This is a genomic window from Enterobacter cloacae complex sp. FDA-CDC-AR_0164 (assembly GCF_003071645.1).
Taxonomy (GTDB): domain Bacteria; phylum Pseudomonadota; class Gammaproteobacteria; order Enterobacterales; family Enterobacteriaceae; genus Enterobacter; species Enterobacter ludwigii.
The window spans coordinates 1-24,883 of sequence record NZ_CP028950.1; the positions used below are offsets into that span (position 1 = coordinate 1).

Genomic DNA, 24,883 nt, shown 5'->3' on the forward strand with positions numbered 1-24,883 from the left:
GTTATCATTCAATAAAGCTTATGAGGAGTACGATATGGCTGTAACTAAGCTGGTCCTGGTGCGTCATGGCGAAAGCCAGTGGAACAACGAAAACCGCTTTACCGGTTGGTACGACGTTGATCTGTCAGAAAAAGGCGTAAGCGAAGCAAAAGCAGCAGGTAAACTGCTGAAGGCTGAAGGCTTCAGCTTTGATTTTGCTTACACCTCTGTGCTGAAACGTGCCATCCATACTCTGTGGAACGTTCTGGACGAACTGGATCAGGCCTGGCTGCCGGTTGAGAAATCCTGGAAACTGAACGAGCGTCACTACGGTGCGCTGCAGGGTCTGAACAAAGCGGAAACCGCTGAAAAATACGGTGACGAGCAGGTTAAACAGTGGCGTCGCGGCTTCGCGGTAACCCCACCAGAGCTGACCAAAGATGACGAGCGCTACCCGGGCCACGACCCGCGTTACGCGAAACTGACGGACGCTGAGCTGCCAACGACCGAGAGCCTGGCGCTGACCATCGACCGCGTTGTGCCTTACTGGAACGAAACCATTCTGCCACGCCTGAAAAGCGGCGAGCGCGTGATCATCGCAGCTCACGGTAACTCCCTGCGTGCGCTGGTGAAATACCTGGACAACATGGGTGAAGACGAGATCCTCGAACTGAACATCCCAACTGGCGTTCCGCTGGTGTATGAGTTCGACGAAAACTTCAAACCAATCAAACATTACTATCTGGGCAACGCTGATGAGATCGCTGCAAAAGCCGCGGCTGTAGCGAACCAGGGTAAAGCGAAATAATTTTCGCTGGACATAAAAAAAGCGTGGAGCAATCCACGCTTTTTTATTTGGCTCCTGAAACTCAGCCGCGACGCGCTTTTACCGCATTCGCCAGCTGACGCAGAAGGGCATCCGTATCGTCCCAGCCGATGCAGGCGTCCGTGACGCTTTTACCGTAGACCAGCGGCTCGCTGCCTTCCAGATTCTGGTTACCTTCCACCAGATGGCTTTCGATCATCACGCCAATAATCGCGTTCTCACCGCCGGCAATCTGCTGACAAACATCGGCGCCGACTTCCATCTGCTTTTTAAACTGCTTGCTGGAGTTGGCATGGCTGAAGTCGATCATCACCTGTTGTGGCAGACCCGCTTTTTCCAGCCCGACCTTCACGTCTGCGACATGTTTTGCGCTGTAGTTCGGCTCTTTACCGCCACGCAGAATAATATGACAGTCACCGTTACCGCTGGTATTCACAATGGCGGAGTGACCCCATTTGGTGACGGACAGGAAGCAGTGCGGTGCCCCGGCGGCATTGATGGCGTCAATTGCCACCTTAATGGTGCCATCGGTACCGTTTTTAAAACCAACCGGACACGAGAGACCTGACGCCAGTTCGCGGTGAACCTGAGATTCTGTAGTACGCGCACCGATTGCGCCCCAGCTCATCAGATCCGCCAGATATTGCGGCGTAATCATGTCGAGGAACTCACCGGCAGCCGGCAAACCGCTGTCGTTGATCTCCAGCAGCAGTTTGCGCGCAATACGCAGACCGTCGTTGATCTGGAAACTGTTATCCATATGCGGGTCGTTAATCAGCCCTTTCCAGCCAACGGTCGTACGCGGCTTTTCGAAGTAAACACGCATGACAATTTCCAGCTCGCCTTGCAGTTCTTCGCGAAGCTGGAGCAATCTTGCTGCGTACTCTTTGGCCGCAGCAGGATCGTGAATTGAGCAAGGGCCAATCACCACCAGAAGACGATCGTCATTACCTTTCAGGATCTTATGGATCGCTTTACGAGCATGAGACACCGTGTTTGCGGCATTTTCAGTGGCGGGGAATTTCTCAAGGAGTGCTACAGGAGGTAATAACTCATTGATCTCTTTAATACGTAAATCGTCGTTCTGATAATTCATTTTCTTTCCAGCTCTGCCATATCTTTAGTAATGAAAGCAATCCTTTCAATCTAACTTGCCGACCAGAAAGTGTAAACACGGTTTTACACTTCACACAGATAATTCCTGGAATTCACCTAAAAATCGCCACAAAATAGCGAAAAACGAGATCTAACCTAAGCTTTTTAACTGTAACAACCACTTTTGTTTGATTAAACGCGATTCCATACTGACGTAAGTCCGTATGACGGAATCTTTCGCCTCTGAAAAAGATGCACTGTTGGAAAATGTTATCCAGCGTAACGACAAGAACAGGAGCACCAAGATGAAAATGACGAAACTGGCAACCCTCTTCCTCACAGCCTCCCTTACCCTGGCAAGCGGCAGCGTCCTTGCCGCTGAGACGGGCTCAACAGATAACAACGGTGATGCAAATGCCGCGGCGGCGGCGGGTCAGGTCGCCCCTGATGCAAAACAGAATATCGCCCCGAATAATGTCGATAACAGCCAGATCAATACCGGGAACACCAATACCGGAGGCACGATGTTGCATCCGGACAGTAGCGGCTCTGGCACCATGAATCATGACACGATGAGTACCGATGAGATGCATAAGAACACCATGTGCAAAGACGGTAAGTGTCCGAATTCGAATGACAAAGTGGGCGACGATGCCAATACCAAAACGGATGGCACAACCCAATAATCCGTGACGGATGTAAACGTAAAAGGAGAGCTCTGGCTCTCCTTTCTTTTTGGAGTAAGCCATTAAAAACGCTACACTAAAAACAATAACAAAAAGGAAAGCTGATATGGCGCACACGCATTCACACACCCCGTCTCCTGGCGATGACAACGCTAAACGCCTTATGCTGGCCTTCGGCGTCACGGCAACGTTTATGGTTATCGAGGTCATTGGTGGCCTGGTTTCCGGCTCGCTGGCGCTTCTGGCGGATGCCGGACATATGCTTACCGATGCCGCCGCCCTGCTCTTCGCTCTGTTGGCCGTGCAGTTTGCCCGTCGTCCGCCTAACGCGCGTCATACCTTTGGCTGGCTGCGGCTGACAACTCTGGCGGCGTTTGTTAACGCTATTGCTCTGGTGGTTATCACCCTTCTTATCGTCTGGGAAGCCATACAGCGCTTTCGTCACCCACAGCCGGTCGCCGGAGCGACAATGATGGTTATCGCCGTAGCAGGTCTGCTGGCCAATCTTCTGGCGTTCTGGATTTTGCATCGCGGCAGCGGGGAAAAGAACCTCAACGTGCGCGCTGCGGCTCTGCATGTTATGGGCGATTTGCTGGGTTCCGTCGGCGCTATTGTGGCCGCGCTGGTGATCCTTTATACCGGCTGGACGCCCGTCGACCCGATTCTGTCCGTGCTGGTATCGTGTCTGGTATTGCGCAGTGCCTGGCGGCTGCTGAAGGAGAGCGTGAATGAACTGCTTGAAGGGGCACCGGCATCCGTGGACATTACCGAGCTTAAACGCAACCTGCGTCGTTCCGTGCCCGAGGTGCGCAACGTGCATCATGTTCACGTCTGGCTGGTGGGTGAGAAACCGGTCATGACATTGCACGTCCAGGTGATCCCTACCCATGACCATGATGGCCTGCTTGAGCGCATCCAGCACTTTCTCGACCATCACTATGAGATTGGCCACGCCACCATCCAGATGGAGTACCAGCCCTGTAACGGCCCGGACTGCCACCTGAACGAGGCGCAGTCCGGCCATTCACATCATCACCATCATTAGTTCGAAAGCGCGCGAGAGCCTCGCTCACGCGCGCTGTTAATCCACATCCGGCTCCCGTTCAGGGCAATGAAGGTCAACAGCAGATACTCCAGCGACATCGCATAGACGCCCTGAAGTGCAAAAATAACCACGCTAATGACGTTAATGACGACCCAGAGCAGCCAGTTCTCAACGTATTTACGGGTCATCAGGATCATCGCAGCAATCGACAGCACCATCATGCAGGAGTCCCAGAACGGGAAAGCATCCGGCTGGAGTGATGGCATAGCGACATTCAGCCCGAGGCCAGACATGACCGACACCGCGACACGGGTCAGGAATGCAAACACCGGGTTGATATAGACGGTCATTAAACCAATGGCGACAACGCAGGCGACAAACCAGGCGATGGCTTTCGGTAAGGGCAGCCAGCGGATTTGCAGTTCCGCCTCCTGCTGGCTGTTCTGCCGCGACCACGCGTACCAACCGTAAATGTTCGCCGCAAAGAAGAACAACTGCAAAAGCAGGCTGGCGTACAGCTGGATCTGGAAGAAGATAATCGCAAAGAGCGTAACGTTAATTAACCCGAACGCGTAGTTGCTGATCTTCTCCAGGCTTGCCAGCCAGATACACAATAACCCAGCCAGCGTACCCACGGCCTCAATCCATGACAGGTCATAGCCACCTGCACCAATCGGTATATGAACCAGAATGTTCTGTGTGCTAAAAAAATCCATCTTTTCCCCAGGGCGTATTGAATTAAGTACGTAGTGTAGCCGCAAAATCCAGCATGCGGTTAAGCGGAATTAACGCACCTTCACGCAGAGCAGCATCCACATGGATTTCATGCGTTGCTCCGCCTTTCTCCAGCCCCTCAGCGATAGCTTTCAGGCCGTTCATCGCCATCCACGGGCAGTGCGCGCAGCTACGACACGTCGCCCCCTCGCCCGCCGTTGGTGCTTCAAGCAGCTCTTTCTCAGGCACGGCTTGCTGCATCTTATAGAAGATACCGCGGTCGGTTGCCACGATGAGCTGCTTGTGCGGCAGCGTCCTGGCAGCATTGATAAGCTGGCTTGTGGATCCCACGGCATCCGCCATGTCGACAATGGACTGCGGTGATTCCGGGTGAACAAGGATCGCTGCGTGCGGGTAAATCGCCTTCATGCGCGAGAGCGCCTGCGTCTTAAATTCATCATGAACAATACAGGCACCCTGCCAGCAAAGCACGTCAGCGCCGGTCTGCTTCTGCACGTAATTGCCGAGATGGCGGTCAGGCGCCCAGATGATTTTCTCGCCCAAACTGTCCAGATGCTCAATCAGTTCAACGGCGATGCTTGACGTCACGACCCAGTCTGCCCGCGCTTTCACTGCGGCAGAGGTATTGGCATAGACCACCACGGTACGGTCCGGATGGGCATCGCAGAAGGCCGAGAACGCATCAATCGGACAGCCGAGGTCGAGTGAACACTCCGCATGTAGCGTTGGCATCAGAATGGTTTTTTCAGGGCTGAGAATCTTTGCGGTTTCACCCATAAAGCGAACGCCTGCGACCAGTAACGTGGAAGCAGGATGTCTGGCACCAAAGCGTGCCATCTCCAGAGAGTCAGAGATGCAGCCCCCGGTCTCTTCCGCCAGTTGCTGGATTTCCGGGTCGGTGTAGTAATGTGCAACCATCACTGCATCTCGCTCTTTGAGAAGTCGTTTGATCTTCTCACGGTAAAACTGCTTCTCATCCTGACTCAGCGGGACAGGCTTTGGCGGGAAGGGATAGATTGCGGCTTCTGGATCAAACATCACGCTCATTATGGCTTCTCGTTTTACTGGCTTAACATTATTGCCTTTCTTTTGCATAACATAGCAAAACGGACGGCAAATGTGTTTTGTATACTAAACAAGATAGCGAATTTGCGAGAAAAAGTCACCGGAAATAGGTGCGCGTAGCACGCATCGGATGGCGACTTCGCCGGAGCCGACCTGCAAGGTCAAAATATGCGGAATACAGATAGCAAAAAAGCGCCTTTAGGGCGCTTTTTTACATTGGTGGGTCGTGCAGGATTCGAACCTGCGACCAATTGATTAAAAGTCAACTGCTCTACCAACTGAGCTAACGACCCCTTGCGGGATGTACTGCAAATCTATTCAGGCTGGTGGGTCGTGCAGGATTCGAACCTGCGACCAATTGATTAAAAGTCAACTGCTCTACCAACTGAGCTAACGACCCGCTTGGGTGTTGCCTGAATTTTTACTCATACCAATAACCTGGTGGGTCGTGCAGGATGACTCGGCTTCGCCTCGCCCTACGGGCTGTTGCTGTTGCAACGTTATCCTTCACGTTTAACATCTGAGTAAGACATTAAAATTGGTGGGTCGTGCAGGATTCGAACCTGCGACCAATTGATTAAAAGTCAACTGCTCTACCAACTGAGCTAACGACCCGGAGTGGTGGGTGATGACGGGCTCGAACCGCCGACCCCCTCCGTGTAAAGGAGATGCTCTACCAACTGAGCTAATCACCCACTCTGTACTACCGGAACTGCTTTAAGTGGTGGGTCGTGCAGGATTCGAACCTGCGACCAATTGATTAAAAGTCAACTGCTCTACCAACTGAGCTAACGACCCACTTTTACGCTGTTTTCACGTTGTTTGATATCCCGTGGCAACGGCGGCATATATTACTGATTTAAGAATTCAGCGCAACAAAAATTTCGATGAAGATCACTTAACTGCTTACGAATCATGCTGCACGACCAGAAATAACGCGATTTCTGGTCATGCGATAATCATCCCATCGAATTCAGACGTTTTTGCGCCTGCTTCGCACCTTCGGTGCCAGGGAATTTAGCAACCACCTGCTGATAAACCGCTTTCGCTTTCGCAGTGTCACCTTTGTCCTGCATGATGACGCCGACTTTAAACATCGCATCAGGCGCTTTTGGCGATTTCGGGTAATTTTTCACCACTGAGGCAAAATAAAACGCCGCATCGTCCTTTTTACCCTTGTTGTAATTCAGCTGACCGAGCCAATAATTTGCATTTGGCAGATAAGTGGAATCAGGGTATTTCTTCACAAAGTTCTGAAACGCAACGATAGCGTCATCCTGACGAGATTGATCCTGTACCAGGGCAATGGCCGCGTTGTAGTCCGTATTCGCGTCACCGCTCTGAACAGGCGCTCCCGTCGAGGCCGAAGCATCTGCCGCAGGAGCAGGGGTCGACGTCGCCGCACCGCTCTGATCGCCTGCTGCTGGTTGCGCAGCTGCGCCACCGCTGCTGAGACTATCCATCTGCAGCAAGATTTGCTTCTGACGTTCCACAACCTGGTTAAGCTGATACTGGCTTTCCTGAATCTGACCACGGAGAGAATCAATATCGTTTTGGTTGTCGGAAAGTTGTTGCTGGAGTTGGGTTAAAAGCTGACTGTGAGCGTTAGAAATACGCTCGAGTTGAGTGACCCGGTCTTCTACCGAGCCTGAGCCGACACTACTGATTGGTGCCTGAGCAAAAGCGGCCCAGGGGGCCGCTATTCCAACCAGTAACGACAGACTCAACAGATGATGTCTGAAGTTACTGCTCATGCAATTCTCTTAGTAAACCAGTACGGCACGACGGTTTTTGGAGTAAGCCGCTTCGTCGTGACCCAGTACTGCAGGTTTTTCTTTACCGTAAGAAACGATGGAGATCTGGTCAGCAGAAACGCCTTTACCCTGCAGGTACATTTTAACGGCGTTAGCACGACGTTCACCCAGGGAGATGTTGTACTCTGGAGTACCACGTTCGTCCGCGTGACCTTCTACGGTGACTTTGTAAGACGGGTTGCTACGCAGGAAGTTAGCGTGAGCATCCAGCATCGCAGCGAAGTCAGAACGGATGTCGTATTTATCCAGATCGAAGTAAACGATGTTGTTCTGCTGCAGCTGCTGCATCTGAAGACGCGCTTGCTCTTCAGAAGACATGTTGCCATTGCCATTCGCGTCCATACCGGTACCGGCACCCATCATGCCTTCGCCGCTCTGGTCATTGCTTGCATTCTTGTTAGAAGAACACGCTGCGATTGCCATTACAGGCAGAGCGATCATCAGCCCCTTCAGCACTTTGTTCAGTTGCATTTCTATGATTCCTTTAGTAATCAATTAATTATTATTTACAGATACGGCGACCAGGCAGGTGATTTTACCTGTCCATCAGTTGCCGGAATACGCGCTTTGAAACGCCCATCTGTAGAAACCAGATTCAGCACAGATCCCATCCCCTGAGAAGAGCTGTAGATTACCATAGTGCCGTTAGGTGCCAGACTTGGCGTTTCATCCAGGAACGTTGACGACAGAACTTGAACGCCACCCGCTACCAGATCTTGTTTGGCAATGTGCTGCTGCCCACCGTTGGAGCTGACCATTACCATAAATTTACCGTCGCTGCTCACATCTGCGTTTTGGTTCTGCGAACCTTCCCAGGTAATACGCTGTGGAGCACCGCCGTTGACGTTCACTTTATAGATTTGTGGACGTCCTGCCTGGTCAGACGTAAATGCCAGGTTCTGGCTGTCCGGGAACCAGGACGGTTCGGTGTTATTGCTGCGACCATCGGTCACCTGGCGAATTTGACCAGAGCCAATGTCCATCACGTACAGGTTCAGGCTACCGGTTTTAGAGAGCGCAAACGCCAGTTTGGTACCGTCCGGAGAGAACGAAGGCGCACCGTTGTGACGAGGGAACGACGCAACCTGGCGAACAGCACCGTTAGCCAGCGTCTGGATAACCAGCGCTGAACGACCGCTTTCGAAGGTAACATAAGCCAGTTTAGAACCGTCCGGAGACCAGGCTGGAGACATCAGCGGCTGAGAAGAACGTTTCACCAGGAACTGATTGTAACCATCGTAGTCAGATACGCGCAGCTCATACGGGAACTGACCGCCATTGGTCTGTACCACATAAGCAATACGGGTACGGAACGCACCTTTAATGCCGGTCAGTTTTTCAAATACCGCATCGCTGGCAGCGTGTGCCGCATAGCGCAGGTACTGTTTAGTGACCTTGTAAGAGTTCTGTGCCAGAACGGTACCCGGTGCACCGCCGGTATCAACCAGCTGCCAGGCAACGTTGTAAGAGCCGTCCGGGTTAGGTGTAACCTGACCAACAACGACAGCATCAATACCGAGTGCAGACCATGCAGCAGGCTGTACTTCCTGCGCGCTGCCCGGCTGCTGAGGCAGACGAGAACGATCTAATGGGTTGAATTTACCGCTGTTACGCAGGTCAGCCGCAACGATGCCACCGGCATCTTCAGGCGCAGCGCCAGGACCGGCCCACTGGAACGGAACAACACCGATTGGGCGTGCCGAATCCACCCCCTGGGTGATCTCGATACGTACTTCTGCGTGCAGTACTGCTGCCCACAGCATTAAAAAACCAAATGCTACACGTAATGCCTGCTTCATCATATCTCCCTTATCCGGGTAACCTTACCCACGATAATTTAGCAGAATGTTAACAAACCCAAATAGACAAAACTACTAAACACTCGTTAGGACAATAGACTGTTTTTCATACTTCCGTAAGGACAGTCGATTACAGTTTAAAGTCCAGTTTGGCATCTTTTATCCGTTCATAAACAGCCTCACTAGGCGGTTTAGGAATGTTCGCCGACCTTGCAGCGGCCAATGCTGCCTGACAAAGCGCAGGATCGCCCCCTTCAGAGGTCACGCTTTTCAACCTACCATCTGGCGCAAGGTTGATATGCAGTACACATTGTTTGCCCTGATAGATGCTTGCATCAAACAGGCGGTTCTGAATCGCAACCTGGATTTGCTTAACATAAGCGCTGATATCAGCACCCGTCGCCCCACCATTGGCACCAGAAGTACCACTGTCTTTAGAGGGCTGACCACTGCCTTTCGCACCACCGCCCGCTTTCGGCGCATTCTTACCAGAACTCAGATCGCCCAGGAGATCGTCAACGCCAGCGGCATCCGCGGCTTTCTCAGCGGCGGCCGCTTTTTTGGCGGCGGCTTTCTCTGCAGCAGCTTTCTTATCGGCAGCGGCTTTTTCTGCTGCAGCTTTTTTGTCAGCAGCCGCTTTCTCGGCGGCGGCTTTCTTCTCTGCTGCGGCTTTTTCAGCAGCGGCCGCTTTTTCTGCTGCAGCCTTCTCGGCAGCAGCCGCTTTCTTCGCAGCATCGGCAGCAGCTTTCTTCTCTGCTTCCTGAGCGGCTTTCTTCGCGGCTTCCGCTTCAGCTTTTTTCTGAGCATCAGCAGCAGCTTTTTTTGCCGCTTCCGCTTCAGCTTTCTTCTGAGCATCAGCAGCGGCTTTCTTCGCCGCTTCGGCTTCAGCTTTCTTCTGAGCATCGGCTGCGGCTTTCTTCGCCGCTTCCGCCGCTAATTTTGCCTGGGCATCAGCTTGTGCTTTCGCGTCCGCCGCGGCTTTGGCTGCCGCCTCTTCCGCCTGCTTCTGCTGTTCCTGAGCTTTCTTCGCGGCCTCTTCAGCTTGCTTCTGCTGTTCCGCCTGCTCTTTCGCCGCTTCCTGCGCCTGCAAACGTTCTTTCTCAAGCTGCTTCAGTCGCTCCTGCTCAGCGGCCTGCTTTTCACGCAGTTCTTCCGCTTGCTGTTGCGCCTGTTTTTCACGCTGCTCTTCAGCCCGTTTTGCACTCGCCTTCTGCTGTTGCTCGCGGTTATAGTTCTGCACTACCGCACCGGGATCCACCATGACGGCGTCAATGGAAGAGCCTCCACCGCCGCCCGATGATGCATCAATGTGCTCGTCGAACGAACTCCAGATCAGCACTGCAAAAAGAATAACGTGCAGCACTGCGGAGACGATTATCGCTCGCTTAAGCTTGTCGTTCTGTTCGGTTGCCTTTGACACTATCGGTTCCCAAAAACTACGCAGATGATCAAATAGGCTGAGTCATTAAGCCAACTGACTTAACGCCCGCGCTATGTAGCAAGTTCAGCGCTTTAATAATTTCATCGTATGGTACGTCTTTCGCGCCACCGATTAAGAAGACCGTTTTCGGATTTGACTCCAGGCGTCGCTGCGCTTCAGCAATAACCTGCTCAGGTGGCAGTTGATCCATACGATCTTTTTCTACCACTACGCTGTATTGCCCTACACCGGAAACCTCAATGATGACCGGAGGATCGTCATTGGTGCTTACCGCCTGTGATTCTGTCGCATCCGGCAGATCAACCTCCACGCTCTGGGTAATGATGGGTGCTGTCGCCATGAAGATCAGCAGCAGTACCAACAGAACGTCCAGCAGTGGAACGATATTGATTTCGGACTTGAGCTCGCGACGATTTCGTCCACGCGATCTGGCCATGGTTTACCCCTTGTTACTCTCGGTACTGGTAAACGCCTGACGGTGCAGAATCGCGGTGAACTCTTCCATAAAGTTGTCGTAGTTCAGTTCCAGTTTATTCACGCGCTGGTTCAGACGGTTGTAAGCCATAACCGCCGGGATCGCCGCAAACAGACCGATAGCGGTCGCAATCAGTGCTTCTGCAATACCCGGGGCAACCATCTGCAACGTCGCCTGCTTCACCGCCCCCAGGGCGATAAAGGCGTGCATAATCCCCCAGACCGTACCAAACAGACCAATATACGGGCTGATGGAACCAACGGTCCCCAGGAAAGGAATATGCGTTTCAAGGTTTTCCAGCTCGCGATTCATGGAGATACGCATCGCACGCGAGGCACCTTCCACAACCGCTTCGGGCGCGTGGCTGTTTGCGCGATGCAAACGAGCAAACTCTTTGAATCCGCTATAGAAAATCTGTTCGGAGCCTACGAGGTTATCACGGCGTCCCTGGCTTTCCTGATACAGACGAGAAAGCTCAATACCCGACCAGAACTTATCTTCAAACGCTTCTGCTTCACGGCCAGCCGCATTGAGGATACGCGTTCTCTGGATGATGATGGCCCAGGATGCGATTGAAAAACCAATCAAAATCAACATGATAAGTTTAACCAGAAGGCTTGCCTTCAGGAACAAATCAAGGATATTCATGTCAGTCACTGCTTAAACTCCGCGACAATAGACTTAGGAAGCGCACGAGGCTTCATTATGGTTGGATCAACACAGACGATCAGGACTTCAGCTGAGTTCAGTACCGTATTTTCTGCATTGACTATCCGCTGCGTGAAAACCATTGAGGTTCCGCGCATTGATGTAATTTCAGTTTGGACTTCGAGCATATCGTCGAGTCTGGCAGGCGCAAAATACTCAAGCGTCATCTTGCGAACCACGAAGGCAACTCGCTCAGCCAACAGCTCCTGTTGACTAAAGTGATGATGGCGCAGCATCTCTGTGCGTGCCCGTTCATAAAAAGCAACGTAGCTGGCGTGGTAAACCACACCCCCGGCATCGGTATCTTCGTAATAGACACGAACCGGCCATCGAAACAGCGTTGTATTCACTTTACATCCCAGTAATGCAACAAAAGTTAGAGCTTTTAAACTTCGCTACTATACGCGCGGGAAAGATGGTTTGGAATGGGAGAAAGTAAACGGAGAGTAAATTTTTATGGGCCAGGGTAAGCCCATATCATTAACGGACATTTCTTATTCAGAAGAAGAAGAAAATCAAGCCAGCGAGAAGCACCAGATCGGCGATAAGTGGGCAGAAAATCCCCTGCCAGTGCAGCGCTTTCGGACGAAAGCCTACGCCGTGGATCACACCTGCGCACACCGCCCACATAATGAGGAAGCCGTGCCAGATCTCAAGCTCGCTGGTCTTCGCTGCAAAGCGCGAAGGGTCCCAGAAGATACAACCTGCCAGCAGTAATGCCATCACTAAAGAAAGCGCCCTTAACGGGCGCTTATCCATTACCGCGTAAAGCGTCGCGATAATGTTCATTAGTGTTTGTCTTCACCTGCTTTAGACGCTTCGACGTGCTCAAGCGCCAGGGCAGTAATGACACCAAATGCACAGGCAAGAAGCGTCCCTAAAATCCATGCGAAATACCACATATTCAGCTCCTTACTTAGTACAGAGAATGAGTGTTGCTTTCAATATCTTCTTTCGTGATACGACCGAACATTTTCCAGTAACACCAGGCGGTGTACAGCAGGATAATCGGTACGAACACGCAAGCAACATACGTCATCAGGTTAAGCGTCAGCTGGCTGGACGTTGCATCCCACATGGTCAGGCTTGCATTCATCATCGTGCTGGACGGCATGACGAATGGGAACATCGCGATACCCGCAGTCAGAATAATGCACGCCAGCGTCAGTGAGGAAAATACAAATGCCAGGGCACCTTTTTCCAGACGTGACGTCAGTATCGTCAGCAGCGGCAGCAACACACCCAGAGCCGGAATAGCCCACAGAACAGGCATATTGTTGAAGTTCACCAGCCACGCGCCAGCCTGTCGTGCCACTTCTTTCGTCAGCGGGTTAGACGGTGCCGTGTGGTTAATTGCAGACGTAATGACATAACCGTCGATACCGTACATCACCCATACGCCGGCCAGTGCGAAGCACACCAGGGTAATAAGCGCAGCAACCTGCGCCGTTGCACGAGAGCGAAGATGCAATTCACCTACGGTACGCATCTGCAGATAGGTCGCACCCTGAGTAATGATCATTGCCACACTCACCACGCCTGCCAGCAGACCAAACGGATTCAGCAGCTGGAAGAAGTTACCGGTGTAGTAAAGACGCATGTATTCATCGATGTGGAACGGTACACCCTGCAGCAGGTTACCGAACGCCACGCCAATCACCAGCGGTGGAACGAAGCTACCAATGAAGATGCCCCAGTCCCACATGTTGCGCCAGCGGGTGTCTTCAATCTTGGAACGGTAGTCGAAACCAACCGGACGGAAGAATAAAGAAGCCAGCACCAGAATCATCGCCACATAGAAACCGGAGAACGCAGCCGCGTAGACCATCGGCCAGGCAGCGAACAGCGCGCCGCCTGCGGTGATCAGCCACACCTGGTTACCGTCCCAGTGCGGGGCGATGGAGTTAATCATGATTCGACGCTCGGTGTCATTACGACCGAGGAAACGGGTGAGCATCCCCACCCCCATGTCGAAACCGTCAGTGACTGCGAAACCGATCAGCAGAATACCGACCAGCAGCCACCAGATAAAACGCAATACTTCATAATCGATCATTTGATGACTCCTGTCTTAGCGTGCCGGCTGAGTAGTCGCACCGGACTGCTCATAGTGATAGCGACCGGTTTTCAGGCTGCTTGGGCCAAGGCGCGCGAACTTGAACATCAGGAACAGTTCAGCCACCAGGAACAGGGTGTACAGACCACAAATCAGCAGCATGGAGAAGATCAGATCGCCTGCAGTCAGAGAGGAGTTCGCTACCGCCGTTGGCAGCACCTCACCGATCGCCCATGGCTGACGGCCATATTCCGCAACAAACCAGCCGGATTCGATAGCAATCCACGGCAGTGGGATACCATACAGCGCGGTACGCAGCAGCCATTTTTTCTCACCGATGCGGTTACGAATCACGGACCAGAAGGACGCCGCAATGATCAGCAGCATGATGATGCCGCAGCCCACCATGATACGGAATGCGAAGTACAGTGGCGCCACGCGTGGAATGGAGTCTTTGGTCGCCATCTGGATTTGCGCTTCCGTCGCGTCGGAGACGTTCGGGGTATAGCGTTTCAGCAGCAGACCGTAACCCAGATCTTTCTTCACATCGTTGAACTGGTCACGCACGGCCTGGTCGGTAGAACCCGCACGCAGCTGCTCCAGCAGCGCGTAGGCTTTCATACCGTTACGAATACGGCCTTCATGCTGCACCATCAGCTCTTTCAGACCCGTCACCTGCTTGTCGACGGAGCGGGTAGCAATGATGCCGAGCGCGTAAGGAATTTGAATGGCGAAGCGGTTTTCCTGTGCATCCTGGTCGGGAACACCGAACAGAGTAAAGGCAGCAGGCGCGGGTTGGGTTTCCCATTCGGCTTCGATAGCGGCCAGTTTGGTTTTCTGCACGTCACCCATTTCGTAACCGGATTCATCACCCAGCACGATAACAGAGAGGATTGCAGCCATACCGAAGCTTGCAGCGATAGCAAAGGAGCGCTTAGCAAACGCGAAGTCACGACCACGCAGCATGTAGTAAGAGCTGATGCCCAGTACAAACATCGCGCCGCACACATAGCCAGACGCCACGGTGTGAACGAATTTAACCTGTGCGACCGGGTTCAGCACCAGTTCGGCAAAGCTGACCATCTCCATACGCATGGTTTCGAAGTTGAAATCAGACGCGATAGGGTTCTGCATCCAGCCGTTCGCGACCAGGATCCACAGTGCGGACAGGTTCGAACCGAGTGCCACCAGCCAGGTCACCGCCATATGCTGGACTTTGCCCAGACGGTCCCAACCGAAGAAGAACAGACCTACAAAGGTGGATTCGAGGAAGAAGGCCATCAGACCTTCAATGGCCAGCGGCGCACCGAAGATATCCCCAACGTAGTGAGAATAGTAAGACCAGTTAGTCCCGAACTGGAACTCCATGGTCAAACCGGTAGCCACGCCCAGTGCAAAGTTGATACCAAACAACTTGCCCCAGAACTTGGTCATATCTTTATAAATCTGTTTGCCGGAGAGGACGTAGACCGTTTCCATGATGGCCAGCAGGAACGCCATACCGAGCGTTAGTGGCACAAACAGGAAGTGGTACATCGCGGTCAAGGCAAACTGTAAGCGCGACAGTTCGACTATATCTAACATCATGACTCCTTGCTCATCGCATGAAGACTCCGAGAGTGAACCCCGTTAGAAAAGGATTCACACACATGCCCCAATACAAATTATTCGCATCCATGTCGTCGCGCTTAGCCTGAGAAAGGATAAAAGCAATGACGATAGGTTACAAATACGTTAATAAAAAACTCAAATTGATCCCGCAAATATAATACGCTGCAAAACCCTTACAATAAACAGGTTTTTATTGAATCACATTTACGTTTTTCGACGGCGATCAATTTATAGCAAAATTACCACTTTTCAGCCATTTTGATCGGGGACAATTTACCGCCTTTCGACACCTTTTTCCAAGGATTAAACTTTGATTTAAATCAAAAAGCACCGTTTCTGTTAACCATGTTTAAATGTGGTGAGAATGGTAAAAACCTTGTTAATGCTATGTGTACGACGAGATATTTGGAGTTATCAAAAGCAAGAAAGAATATAAACAGACGTGATTTATTTTAACGCTGAAGAACAACGCATCTTTACATTCGCGTTAACGTATAAAGGTAGTCGTCAGCGCGTTTTTTTTCCATTGTGCGACGATAGCCGCAGATAATTACATTTATTTTACCTGCGACACGCTTAAAATTAACACCACAATGTGACTATTCAATAAAAAAGGCTGCCCTGCGCGCAGCCTTTTGTTCACTTCAGACGCTACCTTTCCGTTTTCAGGCTAAAAGTCCGCGATTGCCCAGGCCTGAACAGGCCCGTAATGCCCTTTTCTTCTCCCCTACCTGCCAGTACCTGTTCATTTAAATTCGTCTCGCAACAGCCTTTAAGCGCCTGATTCCACGATAAAGAGGCATCACAGGACACAGATTCCGACGGATTGAACAGACGAAGGATAAGCGCTTCCCGATCCTCCGCCTTTTTTATCGCGCTCATAACACAGCCTGTCGGCGAAAGTGTCAACAGGCTGTATCTGTCCGGCGTGCTGAACGGCGCACGGTTAAGCTTCATGGCATCCCAGGGGATTTTGTTATAACACTGGACGGGGGTAAGCCACGCTTTCGCCTGCTGAGCAACGCCGGCGTTCTCGGGAGAGCCGCTAAAACTCAGAAGGCTAAAACGGCAATCGAACCTGCCCCGAAGCTGCGAGTCCGGAACGGCCATTTTTATGCCGGACGGCCGGCCCGGGCGCAACAGCAAATCTTCCTTTCCCAGCACGCCCACACCGCGTAAAAGGGTCAGAGCAAACGCTTTTTCCGCCTCCCCCACCACTTCAAATTCGCGTAACCCTTCTGTGAACAGGGCAAGCCCGTTTCGTTCTTGCTGCAGCACGGCGTAGTTAAGTAAATTCCAGACGGGAACCGGTGCCTCTTTCCAGCCCTCTTCTTGCCAGTTAGCCATCGCGTCATCGCGAACCGGGCGCGTTATGGAGCCAAACTGCGTATCTGACAGTACCTTCTCCGTCATAAACGGCGTCGGGATAAGTACGCGGACCCGGTGATCGTCAGCCTGATTATCCAGACGCGCCACAACATCTACACGCCTGCTGTTATGGCTGAGAGTAACCTCAAATTCCACCGCAAGAGCGCCATTGCGCAGGCGGGCCGACCGCTCGGCCAGGTTTGCCGGAACGGCGATGCGATGCTGGATCACCGCCCTGCTCTGCCAGGCTTCCTGTGTCACCTCAACATGATGCTGCCCGTGCGCTGAAGTGAGCCGCCACTCTTCCCGGGAAGGCGAGTAGTCGTACTCATCGCCATCATCCGACCCCTCTTCAATTTCCAGTACGCGGTCATAAATAAGTCCGGATTCTTTATCACGCAGGCGCAGCGTGCCATCGTCATTTATATCAATTTGCCAGAAGGCATTTTCCAGCAGAGCATCCGTTTTTGCCCTCGCGGGAAGCCTCTTTTCAGGAGCCTGGGGCTCGATGTAAAGCGTGCGGTATCCCATCGCGGGCAGGATCTGACAGATTTGGATATCAAACTCCATAAACGGATCGTAATTACCATAGTGCACGATTTGCCGGTCAATCAGCCCCGGGTCAATTTCCCGGGCGCGGCGAATAAAACAGGGGATCTCATTGCCTTTATCATCCCGCAACCGGAACTGGCTCGTGCGCAGACGAAGGGTGGTGTTAATCACCTCTTCACGGGGCCAGGGCATCAGATTGAACATCACCAGCTTGTCGGCCTCGCTTTGCGGCATATTGTCGACAATCTTGCGCATCGAGAAACGCGTGAGGTTATCGGCCATGTCTTCAGCGAGCGCAAACCGGGCCATAATCTCACGATGCACTTTGTCGCTGCAGCAGCAGCCAATACTGTCGTGAGCATGATTCTTGAGGATCTCTTTCCACATTTTCTCCAGCAAACCGTGGTGATACTCGAAGCCCAGCATCCAGGCGAGCGCCGCCAGCGGTTCGAGGATATTCACGATTTTGTTTTCAATGCGGGCATGAGCAATTTTGATGTCCATCCGTGTGGAGCCGATTGTCCGGTGTACACGCATGTATTTGCCGTCGATAAACTCCCCTTTCAGCGTCGCCAGTTCGTCACGGTGCGCTTCAGTATGTTCAAAGACCTCCTCGAACCGGCTCATCACAAATTTCCGCTGCGGATACATCTTTCGAAGGGTATCCATCACCGCGAAAATGTTCTGCTGGAGGGGCATCTGGTCGTGACCGTTAGGCAGCAGAATCTCTTTCGTCACGGAAGCGTTCTCCAGCAATGTAAGCCAGGTATCGAGCCGTTTACGCAGCCCCGCTTCATCCTCCGGTAAGTACTTACCAATCGCGTAGCCCAGCGGTAGTACCTGCGCCGTGACTTCGCTGCCGTCTGCGCTCTGCCATAAAAATTCTGTTTTATCGGTGCCGTGACGCTCAGAACATCCGCGCCAGAACAGCGTGCGGGTGATACCAAAGCCGTTATAGATATGCGGAAGTTGCCCGGACATGCCAAACGAATCCGGCAGATACCCTATTTTCATCGGCTCACCGAATTCCATGCAGTCGCGCATCCCGTACATCAGGTTGCGAACGATCGATTCGCTGCTGACTATCGTGGTGTCGGTCTGGGTATACCACGGCCCGATAATCAGCTTTCCGCGCTCAACCAGCGCTTTTACCCGGGGCCGGTTTTCCGGCACAACGGCGAAGTAATCCTCCAGTACCGCGGTCTGTCCATCGAGAACGTAGTATTTATACTCTTCGTCCTGCTCCAGACGGGTCAGGATCTCCTCCATGTTATTGACCAAAAGGATCCGCGACGCTTCGGTGGTGAAATACCACTCACGGTCCCAGTGCATATGTGGCGTGATATGAACGCGAGATACAGCTTTCATCTTCGTTTCCTGTAAGTGAATTTATGGCGTGACGTCTTCCGTCAGGTATTTGCCTTTTTTTACGCCCTGACGTCGCCAGAACAGTAAGATGAGCGTAGAGAGCGTCGTTCCCGCCAGCGCAGCGCCAAACCAGCCTGCCGCCGCGATCGCGCCACCCATCCCCGCGTCATGCAGTAAAAAGAGAGAGAAGATGCCCGCCCCCGGCGTAGACAATCCGATACCCATTGCACCGATAATCGCCCCTGTTGCCATCGAGCCAACAACAAACGAGCCAATCACCCGCAGCGGATCTTCAATGGCCATCGGAATTGCCCCTTCGGTGATGCCCGCAAGGCCCAGCAGCCACGTCGACTTGCCGGTTTCGATTTCAAACGGTTTAAAGAGATGCGGTGCCAGCATGGTTGAAGCCGTGACGGTAAAAGCCGAGACCATTTTGACGGAAGCAAAAATGGCATACGGCCCGTAAACGCCGTTGGCCATCGCCCCCAGACAGAACGCATAGGCCGCTTTGTTGACCGGTCCCCCTAAATCGAACGAGCACATAAAACCGAGCAGAGTGCCCAGTAGCAGCGCATTGGCACCGGAGAGCCCGTTAAGCCATGCCGTGAGGGAGGTGTTGATCCACGCGACCGGCTCGCCGATCACGAACAGCATCAGGCTGCCCGCGCCCAGCACGCCAATCACCGGGTAGAGGTAATAGGTTAAAAAACCGTTATAGCGCTGACTCAGACGGATATGGTTTTTCACCCAGCGCATCAGATAGCCGGCAATCAGGCCACCTGCAATCGCCCCTAAAAAACCTGAACCGATCATATTGGCGGCAAGACCGGTCGCAAAACCCGGCGCCAGAGCAGGTTTATCTGCCAGCGAGTAGGCGGTATACGCGGCCAGCACCGGCACCATTAACGTGCCTAACATCCCCCCGCCGAGTTTGCGATACATCCACAGCCATGAGTTCTCTTGCTCAAACAGATGCTGTAATCCCAACATCTGTGCCAGCAATACCGCGACGGCCAGCACAGTGCCTCCCGCCACAATCAGCGGCACGGCAAAGGAAATACCGCTGAGCAGGGCCTGCTTAAGCTCCGTTTTAAGGCTTTTGCTCACATCATTGCCGGTTTGCACATGGCGATGCGTTCCCTCGGGGGGTAAGGCCAACGCACGCTTAATAAGCGCTTCGGCATGGCGAAGCGGTTCCGCGACCGGCACGGACAGCGTCGGGATACCCTGAAAACGCTCGCTCTCTTTGAGGGCCACTTCTGCGGCAATGATACAGGCCTGCGCAGTACGTAACTGCTGCGCGGTCAACCGCCCTTCGATACCGTTCGCCCCCTACTTTTCCACCACCACGTTTACGCCAAGCTTACGCCCCGCTTTTTCCAGATACTCAGCTGCCATATAGGTATGCGCAATGCCGGCGGGGCATGCAGTTACACAAACGATGGTTGGCGCATCCACGAACGCGACAACGCCATCTTCCTGTGGCACGTCGTCCAGCGCGGCGAGTAGCGCTGCTGCCGTGGTAGCCGCCATGACGCGCGCCCGAAGAGTTTCATCCGCCAGACGAGAAGTAAGTTCCGTCAGCACCTGGATATGGGTTGAGCCAGCTTCAGCCGGCGGAATGGCAAGCAGGAAAATCAGCTCGACATTTTCCGGGCCATCCACGCCTTCCCAGCTCAGCGGTTCACATAGGGTGGCTACGGCAAAAGCCGCCTCTTTCACCACCGCTGATTTACCATGCGGGACTGCCAGCCCTTCGCCGAGCGCGGTAGGGCCTAGCGATTCCCGATGAAAGACTTCGGTTAAAAACGCATTGCCGTCGGTAATTTTGCCGAGCGTCACCAGCCGCATCGTGAGCTGGCGTATTGCTTCATCACGACTGGTGTACTGCGCCTGCACGCAGACAGCGTCGGGATGGGTCAGGGTCGTCAGGTTCATCAGGATCCTCACACTCAAGGGTAATTGTTCAGAATCGATTGTGACAGACGGACTGATACCTTTATGTGATCATTTTCACTAACACCAACAATTTATATTTAATTTGTATTATTTACAAATTCTGTGCTGGAGGCATAATTCCGTGAAAAGGTATTAGAAGGCAGACGACATGGGCAATAAACCGATGTACCGGCAGATAGCGGATGCGCTTCGCGAGAAAATTACCGCCGGTGAGTTAAAACCCGGTGATGCGTTACCGACGGAATCCAGCCTGCAGGAGACATTTAGCGTCAGTCGCGTCACGGTGAGGCAGGCACTGAAACTCCTCACTGAAGAGCAGATTATCGAGAGCATTCAGGGCAGCGGCTCCTATGTGAGAGAGGAGCGCGTCAATTACGACATTTATCAGCTTACCGGCTTTTATGAAAAACTGGCGGACCGAAACGTCGATACCCACAGCGACGTAAAAACATTCGAAGTGATCAAAGCGGATGTGAAACTGGCTGAGACGCTTAACATTCGCCCGGATGACAAAGTGTGGCATGTCAAACGGGTCCGCTTTATTAAGCAAAAACCGGTGAATCTGGAAGAGACGTGGATGCCGCTGGCGATGTTCGCCGACCTCACCTGGGAGGTGATGGAAAATTCCAAATATCACTACATCGAACAGATCAAGAAGATGGTTATCGATCGCAGTGAACAGGAACTGGTTCCGATCATGCCCTCACAGGAGGCGATCGACGCGCTGGCGCTGGATCCTGCAAAACCGATACTGGAAAAGGTGTCACGCGGCTTTCTGAAGGATGGGCGGGTGTTTGAATACAGCCGTAACGTGTTTAACAGCGACGATTACAAATTCACGCTGGTCGCAAAACGCAGGCATTAAAAAAGGCCGCTTTACAGCGGCCAACCATGTCGAAACGGACACTTATTACTTCAACGCTCCCTTTTACAGGGAGCAGAGAGGATTTACTTAATGATGGATTTCAGTGCTTCGCCGATATCCGCCAGGCTGCGAACGGTTTTCACGCCTGCGGCTTCCAGCGCGGCGAATTTCTCATCAGCCGTACCTTTACCGCCTGCGATAATCGCGCCTGCGTGACCCATACGCTTACCTTTCGGCGCTGTCACACCTGCGATATAACCGACAACCGGCTTGGTCACATGTTCTTTGATATACGCAGCCGCTTCTTCTTCTGCGCTACCGCCGATCTCACCGATCATCACGATCGCTTCGGTCTGCGGATCTTCCTGGAACATTTTCAGGATATCAATGAAGTTAGAACCTGGGATGGGGTCACCACCGATGCCCACACAGGTGGACTGGCCGAAACCGTAGTCGGTAGTCTGCTTAACCGCTTCATAGGTCAGCGTACCGGAACGGGAGACGATACCCACTTTACCCGGTTTGTGAATGTGACCCGGCATGATGCCGATTTTGCATTCGCCTGGGGTGATAACGCCCGGGCAGTTCGGGCCGATCATGCGCACGCCAGCTTCATCCAGCTTCACTTTCACGGTCAGCATATCCAGCGTCGGGATACCTTCGGTGATGGTGATGATGAGCTTGATGCCCGCGTCAATCGCTTCCAGAATCGAGTCTTTGCAGAACGGAGCCGGAACGTAGATAACGGTCGCGGTCGCGCCCGTCGCTTCAACCGCTTCGCGCACGGTGTTGAATACCGGCAGGCCCAGGTGCGTGGTGCCGCCTTTACCTGGCGTTACGCCGCCAACCATCTGCGTGCCGTAGGCAATCGCCTGTTCGGAGTGGAAAGTCCCCTGGCTACCGGTGAAGCCCTGGCAGATAACCTTGGTATCTTTATTAATTAAAACTGACATTATTTCCCCTCCACTGCGGCAACAACCTGCTGAGCTGCATCCGTCAGACTTTTCGCTGCAATAATATTCAGGCCGCTGTCAGCCAGTTTTTTCGCGCCGAGTTCAGCGTTGTTACCTTCCAGACGCACCACAACCGGGACGTTAACACCCACTTCTTCTACCGCACCGATGATACCGTCTGCGATCAGGTCGCAACGCACGATACCGCCGAAGATGTTAACCAGCACGGCTTTGACGTTGTCATCAGAGAGGATGATTTTGAACGCTTCGGTTACACGCTCTTTGGTTGCGCCACCGCCCACGTCGAGGAAGTTTGCAGGCTCACCGCCGTGCAGCTTAACGATGTCCATGGTGCCCATCGCCAGGCCTGCGCCGTTAACCATGCAGCCGATGTTGCCATCCAGCGCCACGTAGTTCAGTTCCCACTGTGCAGCCTGCGCTTCACGCGGGTCTTCCTGAGACTGGTCGCGCATTTCACGCAGATCCGGCTGGCGGAACAGTGCGTTGCCGTCAGCGCCCAGTTTGCCGTCGAGGCAGATCAGGTCGCCCTGAGTGGTGATGACCAGCGGGTTGATCTCGATCAGCGCCAGGTCGCGCTCCAGGAAGATGGTGGCCAGACCCATGAAGATCTTGGTGAACTGCTGAACCAGCTTGCCTTCCAGACCCAGTTTGAACGCCAGCTCACGGCCCTGGTAAGGCATTGGGCCTGCCAGCGGATCGATCGCCACTTTGTGGATCAGGTGTGGCGTCTCTTCTGCCACTTTCTCGATTTCCACGCCGCCTTCGGTAGACGCCATGAACACCACACGACGGGAGCTACGGTCAACAACCGCGCCCAGGTACAGTTCTTTCGCGATGTCAGTTGCAGCTTCAACCAGGATCTGGTTGACAGGCTGACCGTTCGCATCTGTCTGGTACGTTACCAGACGCTTGCCGAGCCAATGTTCAGCAAACGCACGAATCTCTTCTTTACTCTTAACAACCTTCACACCGCCCGCTTTACCACGGCCACCAGCGTGAACCTGACACTTAACTACCCAAGGGCCGGAACCGATTTTAGATGCGGCTTCTTCTGCTTCACGCGGGGTAGTACAGGCATAACCCACCGGAGCCGGTAAGCCATACCGGGCAAACAGCTGTTTGGCCTGATATTCATGTAAGTTCATGTGTTCTATCCATCCTTCAGGTAATCGTTAGGTAGTGCTTTTGTAGGCCCGGCAGACAACGCGCCGCCGGGCAAGACTGCTAAAACTAGACGTCCAGCAGCAGACGCGTTGGATCTTCCAGCAGCTCTTTAATGGCAACCAGGAAGCCCACGGACTCGCGGCCGTCGATCAGACGGTGATCGTAAGAGAGTGCCAGATACATCATTGGCAGGATCTCAACTTTGCCGTCTACCGCCATTGGACGATCTTTAATGGCATGCATACCCAGGATCGCGCTCTGCGGCGGGTTGATGATCGGGGTAGACATCAGTGAACCGAAAACGCCGCCGTTGGTAATGGTGAAGTTACCGCCGGTCAGATCGTCTACGGTCAGCTTGCCGTCGCGACCTTTTACAGCCAGCTCTTTAATCTTTTTCTCGATGTCAGCCATACCCAGAGTATCGACATCACGCAGAACCGGGGTAACCAGACCACGTGGCGTAGAGACTGCCATGCTGACGTCGAAGTAGTTGTGGTAAACCACGTCATCGCCATCGATAGAGGCGTTAACTTCCGGGTAGCGTTTCAGCGCTTCAACAACCGCTTTCACGTAGAAGGACATAAAGCCCAGACGGATACCGTGACGTTTTTCAAACGCGTCACCGTACTGCTTACGCAGGTCCATGATTGGCTTCATATTCACTTCGTTGAAGGTGGTCAGCATCGCGGTGGAGTTTTTCGCTTCCAGCAGACGCTCAGCCACACGCTTACGCAGGCGAGTCATCGGCACGCGTTTTTCGCTACGGGCACCCAGAGCAGGCTGTGCTGCCGGCGCCGCTGCCGCTGCTGGCGCTTTAGCTTCTGCCTGAGCAGGGGCTTTCGCCAGGTGCTTCTCGATATCTTCACGGGTCAGACGACCACCGACACCGGTGCCTTTAATGGCAGCCGCATCCAGGTTGTGCTCGGCCAGCAGGCGACGGATCGCCGGGCTGAGCGCGTCGTTAGTTTGCTCTTCCAGAGAGGCCTGCTGACGCTGGGCTGGGGTAGACGCTTTTTCGTCAGACTTCGCGCTGGACTCTTTGCCCGCGCTGTTGCCTTCACGCAGGCGACCCAGGATCTGACGGGAGGTTACGGTTGTCCCTTCGTCTTCCAGGACTGCATCCAGAATGCCATCCGCTGAAGCCGGTACTTCCAGTACCACTTTGTCAGTTTCGATTTCTACCAGCACTTCATCGCGCTTAACGCTATCGCCCGGTTTTTTGTGCCAGGTGGCGACGGTCGCATCTGCTACGGACTCAGGCAGGTCGGGAACAAGAATATCTACGCTACTCATTATGT

22 protein-coding genes, 5 tRNA genes and 1 pseudogene are annotated in these 24,883 nt (G+C 53.2%); 4 read left to right on the forward strand and 24 right to left on the reverse strand.

All coding sequences use genetic code 11. From position 1 onward, the window contains the following. The first annotated feature begins 34 nt into the window (after positions 1–34). A complete protein-coding gene (gpmA, locus tag AM410_RS00010) occupies positions 35–787 on the forward strand; it encodes a 2,3-diphosphoglycerate-dependent phosphoglycerate mutase (RefSeq protein ID WP_020884954.1) in 753 nt (250 codons plus the stop codon). A gap of 61 nt (positions 788–848) precedes the next feature. Here gpmA and aroG read toward each other — a convergent pair whose 3' ends face one another. Next, complete coding sequence (aroG, locus tag AM410_RS00015) at positions 849–1,901, reverse strand: 3-deoxy-7-phosphoheptulonate synthase AroG (protein ID WP_014169194.1); 1,053 nt, start codon at positions 1,899–1,901, stop codon at positions 849–851. A 304-nt stretch (positions 1,902–2,205) separates the two neighbouring features. Between aroG and AM410_RS00020 the strand changes: the two genes are divergently transcribed. Together AM410_RS00020 and zitB are read left to right on the forward strand one after the other, a co-directional pair. Then, positions 2,206–2,586, forward strand: a complete 381-nt coding sequence (locus AM410_RS00020; protein ID WP_025204646.1) for a YbgS-like family protein — start codon at positions 2,206–2,208, stop codon at positions 2,584–2,586. A 106-nt stretch (positions 2,587–2,692) separates the two neighbouring features. Then, complete coding sequence (zitB, locus tag AM410_RS00025) at positions 2,693–3,631, forward strand: CDF family zinc transporter ZitB (protein WP_108647324.1); 939 nt, start codon at positions 2,693–2,695, stop codon at positions 3,629–3,631. Here the strand turns inward: zitB and pnuC are convergent. From pnuC to mngA, 20 genes and pseudogenes are all read right to left on the reverse strand, one after another. Further along, entirely contained in the window at positions 3,628–4,347 is a 720-nt protein-coding gene (gene pnuC, locus AM410_RS00030; protein ID WP_020884957.1) for a nicotinamide riboside transporter PnuC, read from the reverse strand. The two genes, zitB and pnuC, sit on opposite strands and share 4 nt — an antisense overlap. A gap of 22 nt (positions 4,348–4,369) precedes the next feature. Further along, entirely contained in the window at positions 4,370–5,413 is a 1,044-nt protein-coding gene (gene nadA / locus AM410_RS00035; protein ID WP_108647326.1) for a quinolinate synthase NadA, read from the reverse strand. 235 nt (positions 5,414–5,648) lie between these two features. Continuing rightward, positions 5,649–5,724 (reverse strand) — tRNA-Lys (locus AM410_RS00040). Between the two features lie 31 nt (positions 5,725–5,755). Beyond that, positions 5,756–5,831 (reverse strand) — tRNA-Lys (locus tag AM410_RS00045). Between the two features lie 139 nt (positions 5,832–5,970). Further along, positions 5,971–6,046 (reverse strand) — tRNA-Lys (locus AM410_RS00050). A gap of 4 nt (positions 6,047–6,050) precedes the next feature. Then, a tRNA-Val gene (locus AM410_RS00055) sits at positions 6,051–6,126 on the reverse strand. A 27-nt stretch (positions 6,127–6,153) separates the two neighbouring features. Further along, positions 6,154–6,229: transfer RNA gene (locus AM410_RS00060), tRNA-Lys, on the reverse strand. Between the two features lie 161 nt (positions 6,230–6,390). After that, positions 6,391–7,185, reverse strand: a complete 795-nt coding sequence (gene cpoB, locus AM410_RS00065) for a cell division protein CpoB (protein ID WP_014169189.1) — start codon at positions 7,183–7,185, stop codon at positions 6,391–6,393. Positions 7,186–7,194: 9 nt separating this feature from the next. Next, entirely contained in the window at positions 7,195–7,716 is a 522-nt protein-coding gene (gene pal, locus AM410_RS00070; protein ID WP_003858578.1) for a peptidoglycan-associated lipoprotein Pal, read from the reverse strand. 35 nt (positions 7,717–7,751) lie between these two features. Beyond that, entirely contained in the window at positions 7,752–9,044 is a 1,293-nt protein-coding gene (gene tolB, locus AM410_RS00075) for a Tol-Pal system beta propeller repeat protein TolB (RefSeq protein ID WP_025204648.1), read from the reverse strand. A 130-nt stretch (positions 9,045–9,174) separates the two neighbouring features. Then, positions 9,175–10,464 (reverse strand): cell envelope integrity protein TolA, encoded by a 1,290-nt coding sequence (gene tolA, locus AM410_RS00080; RefSeq protein WP_020884960.1) that lies wholly within the window; start codon positions 10,462–10,464, stop codon positions 9,175–9,177. A 28-nt stretch (positions 10,465–10,492) separates the two neighbouring features. Beyond that, entirely contained in the window at positions 10,493–10,921 is a 429-nt protein-coding gene (tolR, locus tag AM410_RS00085) for a colicin uptake protein TolR (protein WP_014169185.1), read from the reverse strand. Between the two features lie 3 nt (positions 10,922–10,924). After that, a complete protein-coding gene (gene tolQ, locus AM410_RS00090; protein ID WP_014169184.1) occupies positions 10,925–11,617 on the reverse strand; it encodes a Tol-Pal system protein TolQ in 693 nt (230 codons plus the stop codon). Next, positions 11,614–12,018, reverse strand: a complete 405-nt coding sequence (gene ybgC / locus AM410_RS00095; RefSeq protein WP_014169183.1) for a tol-pal system-associated acyl-CoA thioesterase — start codon at positions 12,016–12,018, stop codon at positions 11,614–11,616. The genes tolQ and ybgC overlap by 4 nt, the downstream gene beginning before the upstream one ends. Before the next feature lie 148 nt (positions 12,019–12,166). Beyond that, positions 12,167–12,457: a cyd operon protein YbgE gene (gene ybgE, locus AM410_RS00100; RefSeq protein ID WP_020884961.1), complete on the reverse strand. Its 291-nt coding sequence runs from the start codon at positions 12,455–12,457 to the stop codon at positions 12,167–12,169. After that, positions 12,457–12,570, reverse strand: a complete 114-nt coding sequence (gene cydX, locus AM410_RS00105) for a cytochrome bd-I oxidase subunit CydX (RefSeq protein ID WP_014169181.1) — start codon at positions 12,568–12,570, stop codon at positions 12,457–12,459. Before cydX ends, ybgE begins: the two co-directional genes overlap by 1 nt. A gap of 14 nt (positions 12,571–12,584) precedes the next feature. Next, the gene (gene cydB, locus AM410_RS00110; RefSeq protein ID WP_014169180.1) at positions 12,585–13,724 is read right to left on the reverse strand and encodes a cytochrome d ubiquinol oxidase subunit II; all 1,140 of its coding nucleotides are present in this window, start codon (positions 13,722–13,724) and stop codon (positions 12,585–12,587) included. A 15-nt stretch (positions 13,725–13,739) separates the two neighbouring features. Then, complete coding sequence (gene cydA, locus AM410_RS00115) at positions 13,740–15,308, reverse strand: cytochrome ubiquinol oxidase subunit I (RefSeq protein WP_020884962.1); 1,569 nt, start codon at positions 15,306–15,308, stop codon at positions 13,740–13,742. 678 nt (positions 15,309–15,986) lie between these two features. After that, complete coding sequence (gene mngB / locus AM410_RS00120; protein WP_108647328.1) at positions 15,987–18,623, reverse strand: mannosylglycerate hydrolase; 2,637 nt, start codon at positions 18,621–18,623, stop codon at positions 15,987–15,989. Between the two features lie 21 nt (positions 18,624–18,644). Then, positions 18,645–20,561, reverse strand: a pseudogene (mngA, locus tag AM410_RS00125) (PTS 2-O-a-mannosyl-D-glycerate transporter subunit IIABC). A gap of 169 nt (positions 20,562–20,730) precedes the next feature. On the opposite strand from mngA, the gene AM410_RS00130 reads away from it, so the two are divergent. Beyond that, on the forward strand, positions 20,731–21,447 hold the full coding sequence (locus AM410_RS00130; RefSeq protein ID WP_032681408.1) for a GntR family transcriptional regulator: 717 nt from the start codon (positions 20,731–20,733) through the stop codon (positions 21,445–21,447). An 83-nt stretch (positions 21,448–21,530) separates the two neighbouring features. On the opposite strand, the gene sucD is transcribed toward AM410_RS00130, so the two are convergent. The 3 genes from sucD to odhB form a co-directional block, all read right to left on the reverse strand. Further along, positions 21,531–22,400 (reverse strand): succinate--CoA ligase subunit alpha, encoded by an 870-nt coding sequence (gene sucD / locus AM410_RS00135; protein ID WP_014169173.1) that lies wholly within the window; start codon positions 22,398–22,400, stop codon positions 21,531–21,533. Continuing rightward, positions 22,400–23,566, reverse strand: coding sequence for an ADP-forming succinate--CoA ligase subunit beta (gene sucC, locus AM410_RS00140; protein WP_006809579.1), 1,167 nt, complete (start codon positions 23,564–23,566; stop codon positions 22,400–22,402). The genes sucD and sucC overlap by 1 nt, the downstream gene beginning before the upstream one ends. Before the next feature lie 85 nt (positions 23,567–23,651). Further along, positions 23,652–24,878: a 2-oxoglutarate dehydrogenase complex dihydrolipoyllysine-residue succinyltransferase gene (gene odhB / locus AM410_RS00145; RefSeq protein WP_025204653.1), complete on the reverse strand. Its 1,227-nt coding sequence runs from the start codon at positions 24,876–24,878 to the stop codon at positions 23,652–23,654. Positions 24,879–24,883: the final 5 nt, after the last annotated feature.

What these genes read in the sequence shown, in the direction of transcription:
- odhB (WP_025204653.1), bottom strand. Translation starts at nt 24,878, where the DNA reads ATGAGTAGCGTAGATATTCTTGTTCCCGACCTGCCTGAGTCCGTAGCA.
- aroG (WP_014169194.1), bottom strand. Translation starts at nt 1,901, where the DNA reads ATGAATTATCAGAACGACGATTTACGTATTAAAGAGATCAATGAGTTA.
- AM410_RS00020 (WP_025204646.1), top strand. Translation starts at nt 2,206, where the DNA reads ATGAAAATGACGAAACTGGCAACCCTCTTCCTCACAGCCTCCCTTACC.
- AM410_RS00130 (WP_032681408.1), top strand. Translation starts at nt 20,731, where the DNA reads ATGGGCAATAAACCGATGTACCGGCAGATAGCGGATGCGCTTCGCGAG.
- mngB (WP_108647328.1), bottom strand. Translation starts at nt 18,623, where the DNA reads ATGAAAGCTGTATCTCGCGTTCATATCACGCCACATATGCACTGGGAC.
- zitB (WP_108647324.1), top strand. Translation starts at nt 2,693, where the DNA reads ATGGCGCACACGCATTCACACACCCCGTCTCCTGGCGATGACAACGCT.
- cydA (WP_020884962.1), bottom strand. Translation starts at nt 15,308, where the DNA reads ATGTTAGATATAGTCGAACTGTCGCGCTTACAGTTTGCCTTGACCGCG.
- cydX (WP_014169181.1), bottom strand. Translation starts at nt 12,570, where the DNA reads ATGTGGTATTTCGCATGGATTTTAGGGACGCTTCTTGCCTGTGCATTT.
- tolB (WP_025204648.1), bottom strand. Translation starts at nt 9,044, where the DNA reads ATGAAGCAGGCATTACGTGTAGCATTTGGTTTTTTAATGCTGTGGGCA.
- nadA (WP_108647326.1), bottom strand. Translation starts at nt 5,413, where the DNA reads ATGAGCGTGATGTTTGATCCAGAAGCCGCAATCTATCCCTTCCCGCCA.
- pnuC (WP_020884957.1), bottom strand. Translation starts at nt 4,347, where the DNA reads ATGGATTTTTTTAGCACACAGAACATTCTGGTTCATATACCGATTGGT.
- cpoB (WP_014169189.1), bottom strand. Translation starts at nt 7,185, where the DNA reads ATGAGCAGTAACTTCAGACATCATCTGTTGAGTCTGTCGTTACTGGTT.
- ybgE (WP_020884961.1), bottom strand. Translation starts at nt 12,457, where the DNA reads ATGAACATTATCGCGACGCTTTACGCGGTAATGGATAAGCGCCCGTTA.
- tolR (WP_014169185.1), bottom strand. Translation starts at nt 10,921, where the DNA reads ATGGCCAGATCGCGTGGACGAAATCGTCGCGAGCTCAAGTCCGAAATC.
- pal (WP_003858578.1), bottom strand. Translation starts at nt 7,716, where the DNA reads ATGCAACTGAACAAAGTGCTGAAGGGGCTGATGATCGCTCTGCCTGTA.
- sucC (WP_006809579.1), bottom strand. Translation starts at nt 23,566, where the DNA reads ATGAACTTACATGAATATCAGGCCAAACAGCTGTTTGCCCGGTATGGC.
- gpmA (WP_020884954.1), top strand. Translation starts at nt 35, where the DNA reads ATGGCTGTAACTAAGCTGGTCCTGGTGCGTCATGGCGAAAGCCAGTGG.
- sucD (WP_014169173.1), bottom strand. Translation starts at nt 22,400, where the DNA reads ATGTCAGTTTTAATTAATAAAGATACCAAGGTTATCTGCCAGGGCTTC.
- cydB (WP_014169180.1), bottom strand. Translation starts at nt 13,724, where the DNA reads ATGATCGATTATGAAGTATTGCGTTTTATCTGGTGGCTGCTGGTCGGT.